Here is a 14,614-nt window from a genome sequence, read left to right as displayed (position 1 = left end):
AATAGCTGTTGTAGATGTCAGTGCTGATATCCTGTCGTTGCCCCAATAATAACGCATTAATCAAGGCTAATTCATCAGGTTTAAAGTGGTAGCGTTTTAATTGCGAATTGATATGCGTACGCAATTGCGCAGCATAACCAAAAACGGTACGTTTCTCAGATGGAATTTCTAAAAGTTGAGAATTATCGACGAAGATTTGATGATAAATATATTGCCTTTCGAGATAGGCCTTATAATCAAATTGATTGGGATTTAATGGAGCATTCAAATCTCTAAAAGACGTTGCAGCCACAAGAACATCATCGACCTTAAAGGCTTCAAAAAGACTGTCTTTTCTTATGTTTAAAAGTGCTTTTCCAGCAAGAACTTGATTGTTGATTTTGAGAATGTCAATAACATATTTCTCATAATTAACGCCAGGTTTGAGCACTTCTCTTATCCGAAAGGTAATAGTTTCTACAGTATCTTTTGTAGGATCAATATGTTGGCTGTAGTGTTGCTTAAATTGCTTTTGTTCATGTGCTTGGTAGGTTAGAATACCAATGCCGATAAAAGTCAAAACGGTGAGTATTCCGAAGGCGATTGATTTGACCAGACGCCTTTTCTCAACAATTAGTAATATGCACAGGCTACCAATGAAAATTAAGGTAATTGGTAAAATATAATCTGTGGGAAAGTTGAAATAATGCGCAAAAAGAATGCCTACAATGAGGCATAGAGTAATTTTGATGATCGCAAAATTTAGTAACTTCATAAGTCTAAGTTACTAAAAATAAGAATTATATCACACGTCGCGCTTGTACGAAGGCGAAATACCAATATTTTTCCGCAATGTTGGAAATCATTACGCCACTGCTTGTACTTGCGTGAATAAATTCAACATAGCCATCCCTGGCATCAGTGACTATGCCCACATGGTTAACCTTTCTACTGTTTTTATTGGTAGCAAAAAACAATAGATCGCCTTTAGTCACTTGTTTTAAATCCACCCAGTCGCCAGTGGTTGATAAATCTCCAGTGGATCTTGGCAAAGAAATGTTTTCACTATCGAAGGAGGTGACAACTAAACCTGAGCAATCCATGCCTTTTTTTGTGGTGCCACCATATTTGTATTTCACGCCATCAAATTTGAGTGCATAATCCACGATTTTATCTGCTTGGGGATTGTAAGCGATTGGAGCCGACTTTTTAGATCTGGAATCTATTTTTGCGGTCTTTGATTTGGTAGTCACAGTCCGTTTAGACGACCTGCAGCTGCTAAAAGTGATTACTAAAAGAAGGAGTAGGGCAATCTTTTTCATCTGTAGAAAGTTAGTTTTTTTGTAAAATATGGAATTATGGAAACTTTTAGCCCAAAACTAAGTGTTTAATTGGTATTTGCACTATATAACTCGTCTTGCTTGTATAAAGGCGTAGTTCCAATATTTTTCGGCCATGTTAGAAACGATCACGCCACTGCTCGTACTGGCATGGATAAATTCTACAATACCATCTTTAACCGTCGTCACAATTCCGACATGGCTAATGGTTCGACTATTTTTACGTGTGGCAAAAAATAATAAATCGCCTTTGCTTACTTGGTTCAGATCAATGGAATTGCCAGTACGTGCGATTTCTCGAGATACTCTTGGCAAAGAAATATTTTCGCTGTCAAAAGTGGTCACAACCAAACCAGAACAATCCATGCCTTCTTTTGTGGTACCGCCTCGTTTGTATCTGACGCCATCAAATGCAAAAGCATAATTTACAATGCGGTTGGCTTGTGTTTCAATGGCTTTTGGGATGTCGGTTATAATGTTTAAATCAATCGGTGCTAATTCTACAGGGGTTAAATCGACAATGCTCGTTTCAATGGATAAGGTAGGGTTTGCCGGTAGTTTTATTGGATCTGATTCAATTTTAGTGTTCTTTGAATTGGTTGTCACAAATGTTTTGGAGGAGTTGCAGCTGCTAAAAGTGATCAGCAAAAGAAGGAGTAGCGCGATCTTTTTCATAAGGCCAAATATAATTTTTTATACAAATAGAAACTTATTACCATATTTTGGCAATAGCAAAGTTTTTATTAAACGTTGATTGATTGCCGAAAGTATAAAATTTTTCGATAAAATTATTGTGTTTTATGCTTTTTAACGTCTTTAATAATCAATTGTGCCGTTTTTTCACTCGCACCTTTTCCTCCTAGTTGCTTTTCCAATTCAAAATATTCCATAAAAAGTTGTTCCCTTTTGTCAGATTGTAGAATGTTGTGGAGTTCCTTTTTTAGACGTTTAGTGTTGAAATCATCCTGAATTAATTCGACGACTACGGGCTTATCCATTATCAAATTTACCAAGGAGATGTATTTTAAATTGATGATGCGTTTTGCGATTTGATAGGACAACCAACTCCCTTTATAGCATACAACTTCTGGTACTTTAAACAAAGCGGTTTCCAAAGTTGCCGTTCCTGAAGTTACCAAAGCAGCTGTACTAACGCTCAATAGATCATAAGTTACATTATTGACAAAGGATACATTTTCCTTTTTGATGAAGCTGCCGTAAAATTCGTAATCCTGACTTGGTGCGCCTGCAATTACAAATTGATAGTCTTTAAAATCCTTAACGACACTTAGCATAACGGAAAGCATTTTTCTGATTTCCTGCTTTCTACTTCCTGGCAGCAGGGCGATGATTGGTTTGTCAGAAAGTTTGTGTTTGACCCTAAATTCAGTTTCGCTCACTTGCGCTCTGTCTGCAATGGCATCAATCAACGGGTGCCCAACAAACTCGACAGGATATTGATGTTTGTCTTCATAAAACGATTTTTCAAACGGCAATATGACATACATCTTGTCAACATCACGTTTGATGGCGTGAATCCTGTTTTCTTTCCAAGCCCAAATTTGAGGCGAGATATAATAATGGGTTTTATATCCTTTTTCCTTCGCCCATTTGGCAATGCGCAAATTAAATCCCGGATAGTCAATGAAAATAAGAACGTCTGGATTGTATTGTTCAATATCAGCTTTGCAAAATGCCAGATTTTTGGTGATTGCTTTTAAGTTCATGACCACTTCCAAAAAGCCCATAAAAGCCAACTCCCGATAATGTTTTACAAGAGTCGGGCTAACCGCTTGCATCAAATCGCCACCCCAAAACCTGAATTCTGCGTCCACGTCTTGTTTTTGCAATGCCTTCATGAGGTTGGCGCCATGTAAATCTCCAGAGGCTTCGCCAGCAATGATATAGTATTTCATTTTTTGTGAATTGCGGTATTAGGGTTAAAAACAGATCAGAATTAATCTGTTTTTATTACTTGTAATTTAATAAAAACGTGGCAATCGTGACGGTTATCGTTGCGAAAATAACACCTCGCGCACGATAATCGCGTTTTTGTTTGAGGAATAGGAAAAACGCAACAAGATTTAACAAGGCGCCAATACTCACTAATTTGTTGAAAAATCCCTGAGCTAACGATTGTCTGAAAACGTCAGAAATTCTTTCGCCATTTCCGAAAATAAAGATGGCAATAATGAAGCCGAAGGCATTGGCAATTAATCCTACCAAAAAACCGATAAATAGTTCTTTTTTAATCATTTAAATTCCAAGTGTTTAAATTTTGAATACAGTGATGGGCGGTCAAATCAAACTGAACAGGAACCACGGAAACATAACCATGCTCCAAAGCCCACTCATCCGTATCTTCGCCGTGATCTAAATTAACAAATTTCCCAGCCAACCAATAGTAATCACGGCCATTCGGGTTGGTACGCTTGTCAAATTCTTCTTCCCAATTGGCTTTTGCTTGACGGCATATTTTAATGCCTTTAATCGCTTCTTTAGGTAAATTAGGGATGTTTACATTCAGGACCACTCCTGTTGGCAATCCATTTTTCAATACATTTTCAGTAATGGTTTTCACAAAGCCTTTACAGGCTTCAAAGTTGGCACTCCATTTATAATCACACAGTGAAAACCCAATAGCAGGAATACCTTCAATGCCGGCTTCCAAAGCAGCACTCATGGTACCTGAATAAATGACATTAATGGAGGAGTTGGAGCCGTGGTTGATGCCTGAGACGCAAAGATCCGGTCGTCTGCCCAAAACTTGCTTAACGGCCAATTTCACGCAGTCGGCAGGGGTGCCAGAACAGCTATATTCAATGGTTCCGTCAGGATCTATTTGTACTTCTTCAACATAAAGTGTCGAGTTGACAGTAATGGCATGGCCCATTGCGCTTTGTGGACTATCGGGAGCAACGACGACAACATCGCCAATGGTTTTCATGACTTCAATTAGTGTTCTCAGCCCCGGTGCTGTAATTCCATCATCATTAGTCACTAAAATAAGTGGTCTTTTCTTCATTTTTCAAACTTAATTTAAGTCTGCTAAAATACATAAATTAGGTCTTATAACTCTAATTGAGGAGGTTTAACAAAAAATTAGTAGGCATTGGTTTTATTGGCATGGTTTTTTCTTTTACTTTAGTGAAATATAATAAGTCGCCTAATGCACTTATGCTCTAAATAATGCTATAAAACAATATGAAAGATATCATGAAAAGGAATTATAAGGTTTTGTTGTTGGCGCTGATGCTAGCGTTTGCATCGTGCAGTTTTACTAAGAAAACTTTTGACGACCCGGATAGGGATAAATTATTAATGCAGTTGATTGTCTATGTTCTTGAAGAAGGTCATTACAGTCCTAAAGACTTAAATGATGATTTTTCTGAGCAGGTTTATGCGTCGTACTTGGATCAGCTTGATCCTTTTAAACGTTATTTTTATGCTTCAGACATCAAAGAATTTGAAGCTTATAAAGATCAAATTGATGACCAGTTAAAAAGTTACGATTTGTCATTTTTTAATTTGACCCACGAGCGTTTATTGCAACGTATTGAAGAGTCTCAAATCCTGTATAAAGATGTATTGGCAAAACCTTTTGATTACAATGTAGACGAAGATATCAATACAGATTACAAGAAATTGGCCTATGTCAATTCAAAAAAGGAAATGCGTGACCGTTGGAGAACCCAACTTAAGTTTTCAACGATTGCCAATTATGACGATTTGATTTCTCAGCAGGAAAACACTATTTCCTCAAAGAATAAAGTTAAGAACATGACCGATGATGAATATCAAATGCTTGATTCAGAAATGAGGGAGCTTCCGAAATCAGATAAAACTAAAGATTCAAAAGATCCAAAGGAAATGAAATCATTATCTGAATTAGAGGCAGAGGCACGTAAAACGACTTTGAGTTCTCTAAATGAGCTTTATGACTATATCAATGAACGTAATCGTGAAGATTGGTTTGCCGTTTATTTGAATGCCATTGTTGCCGAATTTGATCCACATACATTTTACTACGCTCCGGAAGATAAAGAGCGTTTTGATGTGGCCATGTCTGGAAAATTTGAAGGTATTGGTGCAAGATTACAAAAAAAGATGGATGTTGTGACCATTATGGAAATCATCAGTGGTGGTCCAGCATGGAAACAGAATAAAATGGAGGCGGGCGACCAAATCCTTAAAGTACAGCAAGATAATGGTGAGCCTGCAGTGAGTATTGTTGGGATGCGTTTGGAAGATGCTGTGAAATTGATAAAAGGTCCTAAAGGAACAAGCGTCATCTTAACTTTGAAAAAAGTAGATGGGACTATTGAAGACTTAAAGATTGCAAGGGATATTGTAGAATTAGAAGAGGTTTATGCGAAGTCATCAACCGTTATCAAGGATAATAAAAAGTTTGGCGTCATCAACCTTCCTGGTTTTTATGTCAGTATGGATGATTACAACAAAAGAAATGCAGCTACCGACGTAAAACTTGAGATCGAACGCTTGAAAAAAGAAAACATTGAAGGATTGGTATTAGATCTTAGGAACAATGGCGGAGGATCCTTGCAAACCGTGATCGATATGGCGGGATTATTTATAAAAGAAGGTCCAATTGTACAGGTTAAAACTACGGGCGGTCAAAAAGAAGTATTGAGAGACAAAGATAAAGCGATAACTTGGGACGGTCCATTGGTGATTTTGGTGAATGAAAATTCGGCTTCGGCCTCTGAAATTTTAGCTGCCGCTATGCAAGACTACAAACGTGCTTTAGTTATTGGAAGTAAACAAACCTTTGGAAAAGGAACAGTTCAGACCGTATTGGATTTAAATCGAATGGTGAAGAATAATTCATTGGGAGATATGGGTGCATTAAAATATACCATTCAAAAATATTACAGAATTGATGGTGGGTCAACTCAATTGGAAGGCGTGAAAAGTGATGTGGTGGTTCCAGATCGCTATAGTTATATCGCTTTAGGCGAAAAGAATCAGGAAAATCCATTGCCGTATGACAGAATTGATGCTGCCAATTATACCGTTTGGAACAATAATTCAGGCTTTCAAACAGCAATCGATAACAGTTATGCTCGCATTGCGAAAAATGAGCAGCTGAAACTTATTGATGAGAATGCAAAATGGGTTAAAAAAATCAGAGATCAGGATATGTATTCACTTAAATATGATACCTATAAGACAGCGTTGAAATTAAATGAGGATGAGGCTAAGCAGTTCGAAAAGTTGGCTGACTATAAAACGAATTTAACCTTCAGCTCCTTGCCATACGAAAATGAGTTGATGGTTGCTGATAGTACTTTAAAAGAAAAGCGTGTGCGCTGGCACAAAGCGTTGAGCCAGGATGTTTATGTGGAAGAAGCACTCAATGTATTGAATGATTTAAGAGGGCCTACTGATATTAAAAAAGTAGTCAATAATGTAAAGAAGTAAAATCTTCAAACTAATAGATAATAAAAATGCTCCAAAGTTGATTCAAACTTTGGAGCATTTTTTTTATGTGTGATTGATTGTATTGTGGTATTTAATTCTTTCTCAATGCATTCATTTCATCATTTGTAGTATCAATTTGTGCGAGGACTTCATCCCGTCCAATGGCAGAGGAGGAAGAGGTAATAAAGTATTTAGGGGTTTCTTCCCATGTTTCGAGAAGCTTTTCCATATAAGCCGCAACATTGCGCTCAATGGCTTTTGGTTTTAACTTATCTGCTTTTGTAAAAATAATACAGAAGGGAATCCCACCTTCTCCCATATATTCCAAGAATTCCAAATCTATTTTTTGAGCCTCATGTCGGATGTCCACCAAAACAAAGGCTAAGGCTAATTGTTGACGTTCTTCAAAATAGTCAGTAATGAATCTCTGGAATTTCTTTTTGGATGATTTTGAAACACGAGCGTAACCATAACCTGGTAAATCGACCAAAAACCAATTTTTGTTGATTAAAAAATGATTGATAAGTTGTGTTTTTCCCGGTCTGCCCGATGTTTTCGCTAAGTTTTTATGATCGGTAAGCATGTTGATCAAGGACGATTTGCCCACATTACTACGACCTATAAAGGCGTATTCTGGCAAAATATCTTTAGGGCATTTACTCACTTCGGAGTTGCTCATTAAAAATTCGGCAGTTTTGATGATCATGATATTAGGTTTTAAACGCAAAGGGCGCAAAGATTGCGCAAAGAACGCAAAGTTTTTTGAATTTATGCTGTGGTAGGTGTATTCAGTCGGCAGTCCTCAGTCCTCAGTCCCGGTCATCCGTCATCTGTCATCCGTCATCGGTCATCTGTCATCGGTCTTGAGCTTCAACTTCAATTTCAATTTCAAAGATTCCTCTTCAAAAGCCACTCCGCAAGGATCGCGTTAAATTCGTCAGGATGCTCCATCATAGCGGCATGTCCACATTTGTCGATCCAGTGCAATTCAGAATCTGGTAAAAGTTGATGAAATTCTTCGGCAACTTCAGGAGGCGTGACAATATCATTTTTCCCCCATATAATGCATACGGGCAAATCCATCTTAGGCAAATCCTTTGACATATTATGTCGGATCGCACTTTTCGCAATGGCTAAGGTTTTGATCAGTTTATTTCGGTCATTGACAGTTTCATAAACTTCATCCACAATGTCTTTGGTCGCCACTGCAGGATCGTAAAAAACATCCTGTGCCTTTTTCTTGATCACTTCATAGTCGCCTCGTTTAGTGTAACCACCGCCCATGGCGCTTTCATACAAACCAGAACTTCCAGTAATAATGAGTGCTTTTACTTTTTCGGGGTAAAGCTTTGTATGATAGAGACCAATATGTCCACCTAAGGAATTTCCCAGCAATATAACATCGTCAAGCCCTTTGTATTCAATAAAATCATGAAGATATTTAGCAAAGCTTTTAACATTAGTCTTTAATAAAGACATAGTGTAAATAGGGAGTTCGGGAATGATGACTTTATAACCTTTATCTCCAAAGTATTTTACCACAGCATCAAAATTACTCAGTCCGCCCATTAGTCCGTGAAGAATAATAATCGGCTTGCCTTCGCCTACTTCAATATAACTGTAATTCTTTTCTTTTTTTAAGAGGTGTATCATTAATGGCTGGTAGTTATGCATAAAAAACAAATATAGTTATTTCAGCGAAATTTTATTTCTTTTTCAACATTCTTCCAAATAATACTTTCCGAAAAGTTGTTTACAACCGAAAAGTCCACTTTCTACCACTTTTTAATCCCTTCAAAAACAGGGCTTTATTTATTTTGATTTTCTTCATTTTGTCGAAAATTAAGCTCAGAATCGTAAACTTATCAACAAAAGTGGTAAATTGTGGTAAAAGGTGGTAATATTTTCAATATATTTGACTCTCGGTCGTTAGATACAAAAACAAATTCAATTGAGCTCATTAATAGGAACATACGAATGTAAAGTAGATGCAAAAGGCAGACTTATGTTGCCTTCTGCGATCAAAAAACAGTTGTTGCCTGCGCTTCAAAATGGATTTGTTCTAAAAAGAGCGGTTTTTCAACCTTGTTTAGAATTGTATCCCATGGTCGAATGGGAGGCTTTAATGCAAAAAATGAACAAACTTAATCGCTTTAAAAAGAAAAACAACGACTTCATCCGAAGGTTTACCGCAGGAGTTAAAATTGTGGAAGTTGATAGTACGGGCAGATTGCTGGTCCCTAAGGATTTGATGGTGTTTTCTGGGATTTCAAAAGATATCGTAGTGTCTTCAGCAATTAATATTGTGGAGATCTGGGATAAAGATAAATATGAACAAGCTATAGACGATGCGGCCGATGATTTTGCAGATTTGGCTGAGGAGGTTATGGGACAAGAGGATGACGAAGATGGAATATCATAATCCGGTTTTACTTATGGAGACGGTTGATGGCTTAAATGTCAAACCAGATGGGGTGTATGTTGATGTGACCTTTGGCGGCGGCGGTCATAGCCGCGAGATTTTAAGACGCTTGGGGCCGAACGGAAAGCTATTCGCTTTTGATCAGGATAAGGACGCTCTTTTAAATACGATTGATGATCCTCGTTTTACGTTGATCAATGAGAATTTTAGATTCGTTAAGCGCTTCGTGCGTTTTTATGGCGCTAAGGAAGTGGATGGGATTTTAGCCGATTTTGGCGTGTCTTCGCATCAGTTTGATGTTGCTGAACGCGGGTTTTCAACGCGCTTTGAAGCTGATTTGGATATGCGAATGAATCAGGATAGTCAGTTGACAGCATTTCATGTCATCAATAAATATGATGAAGAGCAGATTAGAGATGTTCTTTTTCAATATGGCGAATTACGCCAAGCACCAGCAATGGCAAAGTTGATCGTTGAAGAACGCGCGACAGATGAAATCAAGTCAAGCGAGCATCTAAAAGAAGTTTTGAAAAAATTTGTAAAACATAAGAATGAGCATAAAGTGTTGGCGCAAATCTATCAGGCCATTCGCATAGAAGTGAACCAAGAGATTGAAGCTTTAAAGGAATTGCTGATTCAAACGCCAGAAATGTTAAAAACAGGTGGTCGTTTAAGTTGCATTTCATACCATTCATTGGAAGATCGATTGGTAAAGCGTTTTATAAGAAATGGGATGTTTGAAGGCGAGCCAGAGCGCGATGTGTTTGGAAATTTTGAAGTGCCATTAAAAAAAGTTGGTGGATTGATTGTGCCGTCAAAAGCTGAGATAAAAGAAAACAGTAGAGCGCGAAGTGCAAAGCTTCGAATTGCTGAAAAGATATAAGTTGAATTAAATAAGATTCCTGCCTTCGCAGGAATGTGGGAATGAAAAACAATATTTATCACATATTAAGAGGTAAGTTTTTGGTCAGCGATGATTCCTTCAAAAATTGGAGAGTCATCATTTTTATTTCTGTTTTGGCTATTATCATGATTGCGAGTTCACATAGTGCCGATCAAAAAGTACATGATATAGCGCGCTTAAATAATGAAGTTAAAGAATGGCGTTCCGCATTTGTGGATGGAAGATCAAAGTTGATGCGTCTCAAAATGGAGTCTGGCATCGTTCAAAAAATGGCAGAAAAAGAGATTGCACCCTCTCCAAATCCGCCAAAAAAAATAAAAGTAAAATCAGAGAAATAAGTGGCAGACACTGAAAAGAACATATTGAACCGATTGTATTTTGTAGCAGGCATCATGTTTGTCTTTGCGCTTGCTGTGGTGTTCAAATTGCTCACTATTCAATTGGTGCAAGGTGATAAATACCGTGAATTGGCTGAAAAGCGCACGGTTAAAAATGTAACAATTCCTGCCAATCGTGGCAATGTTTACGCGTCCGATGGGAGTTTGTTGGCAACTTCAATTCCTAAGTATGACATTCGTTTTGATGCCTTGACGCCGACCACTAAAACTTTTGAGAGCTATTTGAAGCCGTTGAGTGATTCTTTGTCAAAATACACAGGAAAATCCTCAGGGTATCATGAACAAGAACTGCGAAAAGCAAGGGCAAATAAAAACAGATACTTCCTTATAGCAAGAAATATCAATTACACCGATTATACGCGCATCCGAAATTTTCCATTATTGAATCTTGGGGCATTTAGAGGTGGACTTATTGTAGAGCAAACTACAAAGCGCGAGCATCCTATGGGTGGCATTGCACAACGCTCTATCGGTTATGAACGCATCGATAAAGATGAGCACGTAGTACGAGCAGGTATTGAAGGTGCTTTTGGCGAAATGTACTTACGAGGAACTGACGGTCATAGAATGAAACAAAAAATCGGTCAAGGTCAATGGAAGCCGATTACCGATTATAATGAAATTGAGCCAAAAGATGGCTATGATGTGTACACGACCATCGATGTGAATATTCAGGACATTGCCCATCATGCTTTATTGGAACAGCTCGAAAAATATAAGGCCGATCATGGTTCTGTGATTGTTATGGAAACGAAAACGGGCGAAATCAAGGCGATCTCAAATCTTGGACGGAATGCAAATGGCCATTACTATGAGCGTTTAAATTATGCCGTTGCCGAAAGTCATGAGCCAGGTTCTACTTTTAAGATTATGGCGATAACTGCGGCTTTAGAGGATAAAGTCATTGATACCAGCGACGTTTTCGATACGCAAAAAGGCGTGTTGAGCTTTTATGGTAAAAAGGTACGCGATTCTAAACATGGCGGCTATGGTAAAATATCCCTAGCAAAAGCGATTGAAGTGTCTTCGAACACGGCCATCGTTGCAGCTATTGATAAGGCTTATAAGGATCAGCCAAGCAAATTTATTGATCGTTTGTATGCCATGAATTTGAACAGGCGTTTGGATTTAGCGCTTGTTGGAGAGCCTGAGCCAATTATTCCGGATCCTCGAATTAAAAACGGACGTTGGAGCGGTATTGCCTTGCAGTGGATGGCTTACGGTTACGGAGTTTCTTTTACACCGTTGCAAACCTTGACGTTTTATAATGCTATTGCTAATAATGGCGAAATGGTAAAGCCACAATTTTTGCGTGAAGTGCGCGAGTTTGATAAAACCATCGTGCCGTTCAAAAAAGAAGTTCTTAATCCAAGAATCTGTTCTCAGGAAACCGTGGATAAGGTTAAAAAACTATTGGAAAACGTGGTGGAGCATGGCACAGGAAAAAAGTTGTATTCGCCTAGTTTTTCTATGGCGGGAAAAACGGGAACCTGCCAAAAGGATTATGCCAATAAAGATAAGCTGAGTTATATTTCATCATTCGCTGGGTTTTTTCCTGCGGATAATCCAAAGTATTCTTGCATCGTCGTGATTCATGAGCCTGATAAAAGTGTGGGTTATTATGGTGGTGACGTGTCTGGGCCAGTGTTTAAGAAAATTGCACAAAAAATATTTACTGATACGCCGATTTCTGATGAGGTAGAAACCTTGAAATTCCAAAACGCCATCGTTAACAAGGATTTCGAAAATTATTATGACACGGCTCAAACTTATAAAACTATTATGCCCGATGTAAGAGGGATGCCAGCGATGGATGCTTTGGCGCTTTTAGAAAATATGGGTCTGAAAGTGAAAATTGAAGGTGTGGGCGTCATTAAAAAGCAATCCATTGAAAAAGGCAGCAAAATAAAACGCAATCAAGAAGTCTATTTAAATATATAATGGCACAATTAAAAGACATATTATATAAGGTTACTATCAACGCCGTTGTCGGAACGACGAGCGTAACAGTGAACGCGATAGATTTTGACTCTCGACATATCACGCAAGGAGATGTTTTTGTGGCTATTAAAGGAACTTTGACTGATGGGCATCAATATATTGACTTAGCGATTGAAAAAGGCGCGATTGTCATTGTATGTGAAGTCTTGCCAGAAAATTTACAAAGTGACATTACTTATATAGAGGTCGAAAGTGCCAGTAAGGCTTTGGCCTTTATGGCTGCTAATTATTACCATAACCCTTCAGCCAATCTAAAATTGGTTGGTGTTACTGGTACTAATGGCAAAACTACAGTGGCGACTTTGTTGTACCATTTGTTCAAAAAAGCAGGATTTAAGGTCGGTTTATTGTCTACCGTAAAAGTCATGGTGGATAGGACGGAGTATGAAGCAACTCATACCACGCCAGATTCTTTGACCATCAACCGGTATTTGAGCTTGATGAGTGACGCTGGTGTCGAATTTTGTTTTATGGAAGTGAGTTCTCATGGGATTCATCAAAACAGAACGGAAGGACTACATTTTGAAGGCGGGATTTTTACAAATCTGACGCATGATCATTTGGACTATCACAACACCTTTGCAGAATATAGAGATGTCAAAAAATCATTCTTTGACAACTTGCCCAAAGATGCTTTTGCATTGGTCAATATTGATGATAAGAACGGCTTGGTCATGTTGCAAAATACCAAGGCAAAAAAATACACTTACGCTTTAAAAACCTATGCCGATTATAAAGCGCAGATTCTAGAAAATCAATTTACGGGTCTGTTGCTAAAAATTAATAATAATGAAGTTTGGACGCGCTTAATTGGCGATTTTAACGCGTATAATATTTTAGCTATTTACGCTGCCGCAGAATTGTTAGGGCTTGAAAAAGTCGAGAATTTGCGTTTGATAAGCGAGTTGGAAAGTGTTTCAGGGCGTTTTCAGTATTTTATTTCTGACGAAAAAATAACGGCTATTGTAGATTATGCACATACGCCAGATGCTTTGCAGAATGTATTGGAAACCATCAACAGTATCCGTACTAAAAATGAAGAATTAATTACGGTCGTTGGTTGTGGTGGCGATCGCGATAAAACCAAACGTCCTAAAATGGGGCATATCGCATCTGCTTTAAGCACAAAAGTCATCTTTACAAGTGACAATCCGAGAAGCGAAGTTCCTGAAACGATTATAGAAGACATTGAAAAAGGCGTAGAACCTCAAAATTTCAAAAAAACCGTTTCGATTACCGATAGAAAACAAGCGATTAAAACCGCTTGCCAAATGGCGCAACCCAATGATATCATCCTCATCGCCGGAAAAGGCCACGAAACCTATCAGGAAGTTAAAGGTGTAAAAAGTGACTTTGATGACTATAAGATCGTGCAGGATTTTTTAAAACAGCTGGGAAAATGAGAAGCTTGAAGCTCGGAGAATTAGAAGTACTAATAAATAATAGTAATAAATAATAATAATTGCAATAACGAATAACGAATAACGAATAACGAAGTTCAGTTTAATCAACAATCAACAATCAACAATCAACAATCAACAATCACTATCTAGATGCTCTATTACCTCTTTGAATATTTAAAACAACACTTTGATTTTCCCGGATCTTCCCTATTCGGATTTATCTCTTTTAGGGCGGCCATGGCGATTATCACGTCGTTGCTTATTTCAACAATTTACGGTAAGCGCATTATTGGGTTTTTACAAAGGCAACAAGTAGGAGAATCCATTAGAGATTTAGGATTGGAAGGACAGGTTGAAAAGGCTGGAACGCCAACTATGGGTGGGATTATCATCATCATTGCCACCTTGATTCCTGTGTTATTGTTTGCCAAAATTGATAATATCTATATCATACTTTTGATCGTGACTACCATTTGGATGGGTGCTATCGGGTTTTTGGATGATTATATAAAAAAGTTTAAAAAAGACAAAGAAGGTTTAAAGGGGCGATTTAAAGTTTTAGGACAAGTTGGTTTGGGAATTATTGTGGGTGCCACTTTGTATTTCAACCAAAATGTGACCATTAAGGAGAAATTGCCAATTGCCCAACAAAGGGAGGTTTTGGCAGCAAATCCAAATGTGGAAGCCTCCAAATTGTTTAAAGCTGAAGAGAAATCAACTAAAAC

14 protein-coding genes and 1 pseudogene are annotated in these 14,614 nt (G+C 37.9%); 7 read left to right on the top strand and 8 right to left on the bottom strand.

Annotated elements, in window-relative coordinates; genetic code table 11:
- The 6 genes from ABIQ28_RS12230 to surE all read right to left on the bottom strand — a co-directional run.
- Window positions 1-754, bottom strand: a 754-nt coding sequence (locus ABIQ28_RS12230) for a ComEC/Rec2 family competence protein (protein ID WP_348037699.1), incomplete at its 3' end; no start/stop codon positions are given.
- Between the two features lie 25 nt (window positions 755-779).
- On the bottom strand, window positions 780-1,301 hold the full coding sequence (locus ABIQ28_RS12225) for a C40 family peptidase (protein WP_348037697.1): 522 nt from the start codon (window positions 1,299-1,301) through the stop codon (window positions 780-782).
- An 81-nt stretch (window positions 1,302-1,382) separates the two neighbouring features.
- Window positions 1,383-1,994 (bottom strand): NlpC/P60 family protein, encoded by a 612-nt coding sequence (locus ABIQ28_RS12220; RefSeq protein ID WP_348037695.1) that lies wholly within the window; start codon window positions 1,992-1,994, stop codon window positions 1,383-1,385.
- Between the two features lie 113 nt (window positions 1,995-2,107).
- Window positions 2,108-3,235 (bottom strand): lipid-A-disaccharide synthase, encoded by a 1,128-nt coding sequence (gene lpxB, locus ABIQ28_RS12215; RefSeq protein ID WP_348037693.1) that lies wholly within the window; start codon window positions 3,233-3,235, stop codon window positions 2,108-2,110.
- A 55-nt stretch (window positions 3,236-3,290) separates the two neighbouring features.
- Window positions 3,291-3,575: a hypothetical protein gene (locus ABIQ28_RS12210; protein WP_348037691.1), complete on the bottom strand. Its 285-nt coding sequence runs from the start codon at window positions 3,573-3,575 to the stop codon at window positions 3,291-3,293.
- On the bottom strand, window positions 3,568-4,344 hold the full coding sequence (surE, locus tag ABIQ28_RS12205) for a 5'/3'-nucleotidase SurE (RefSeq protein WP_348037689.1): 777 nt from the start codon (window positions 4,342-4,344) through the stop codon (window positions 3,568-3,570). The genes ABIQ28_RS12210 and surE overlap by 8 nt, the downstream gene beginning before the upstream one ends.
- Before the next feature lie 191 nt (window positions 4,345-4,535).
- Between surE and ABIQ28_RS12200 the strand changes: the two genes are divergently transcribed.
- Window positions 4,536-6,761 (top strand): carboxy terminal-processing peptidase, encoded by a 2,226-nt coding sequence (locus ABIQ28_RS12200; protein ID WP_348037705.1) that lies wholly within the window; start codon window positions 4,536-4,538, stop codon window positions 6,759-6,761.
- Between the two features lie 91 nt (window positions 6,762-6,852).
- On the opposite strand, the gene yihA is transcribed toward ABIQ28_RS12200, so the two are convergent.
- Together yihA and ABIQ28_RS12190 are read right to left on the bottom strand one after the other, a co-directional pair.
- Window positions 6,853-7,464, bottom strand: a complete 612-nt coding sequence (gene yihA / locus ABIQ28_RS12195; RefSeq protein WP_348037703.1) for a ribosome biogenesis GTP-binding protein YihA/YsxC — start codon at window positions 7,462-7,464, stop codon at window positions 6,853-6,855.
- Between the two features lie 185 nt (window positions 7,465-7,649).
- Window positions 7,650-8,414 (bottom strand): alpha/beta hydrolase, encoded by a 765-nt coding sequence (locus ABIQ28_RS12190; protein ID WP_348037687.1) that lies wholly within the window; start codon window positions 8,412-8,414, stop codon window positions 7,650-7,652.
- 298 nt (window positions 8,415-8,712) lie between these two features.
- On the opposite strand from ABIQ28_RS12190, the gene mraZ reads away from it, so the two are divergent.
- From mraZ to ABIQ28_RS12160, 6 genes and pseudogenes are all read left to right on the top strand, one after another.
- Window positions 8,713-9,183, top strand: a complete 471-nt coding sequence (gene mraZ / locus ABIQ28_RS12185) for a division/cell wall cluster transcriptional repressor MraZ (RefSeq protein ID WP_348037685.1) — start codon at window positions 8,713-8,715, stop codon at window positions 9,181-9,183.
- Entirely contained in the window at window positions 9,170-10,066 is an 897-nt protein-coding gene (gene rsmH, locus ABIQ28_RS12180) for a 16S rRNA (cytosine(1402)-N(4))-methyltransferase RsmH (protein ID WP_348037683.1), read from the top strand. The genes mraZ and rsmH overlap by 14 nt, the downstream gene beginning before the upstream one ends.
- Window positions 10,067-10,107: 41 nt before the next feature.
- A complete protein-coding gene (locus ABIQ28_RS12175) occupies window positions 10,108-10,425 on the top strand; it encodes an FtsL-like putative cell division protein (RefSeq protein ID WP_348037682.1) in 318 nt (105 codons plus the stop codon).
- 54 nt (window positions 10,426-10,479) lie between these two features.
- A complete protein-coding gene (locus tag ABIQ28_RS12170; protein ID WP_348037701.1) occupies window positions 10,480-12,426 on the top strand; it encodes a penicillin-binding protein in 1,947 nt (648 codons plus the stop codon).
- Complete coding sequence (locus ABIQ28_RS12165; protein WP_348037680.1) at window positions 12,426-13,889, top strand: UDP-N-acetylmuramoyl-L-alanyl-D-glutamate--2,6-diaminopimelate ligase; 1,464 nt, start codon at window positions 12,426-12,428, stop codon at window positions 13,887-13,889. The genes ABIQ28_RS12170 and ABIQ28_RS12165 overlap by 1 nt, the downstream gene beginning before the upstream one ends.
- A 150-nt stretch (window positions 13,890-14,039) precedes the next feature.
- A pseudogene (locus ABIQ28_RS12160) lies at window positions 14,040-14,614 on the top strand (phospho-N-acetylmuramoyl-pentapeptide-transferase); the annotation flags it as partial.

The sequence above is a fragment of the Gelidibacter sp. genome, assembly GCF_039916245.1.
In the GTDB taxonomy this organism is placed as follows: Bacteria; Bacteroidota; Bacteroidia; order Flavobacteriales; family Flavobacteriaceae; genus Gelidibacter.
The sequence above is the reverse complement of the archived record's forward strand: the minus strand, read 5'-3'. Positions and strand labels throughout refer to the sequence as shown.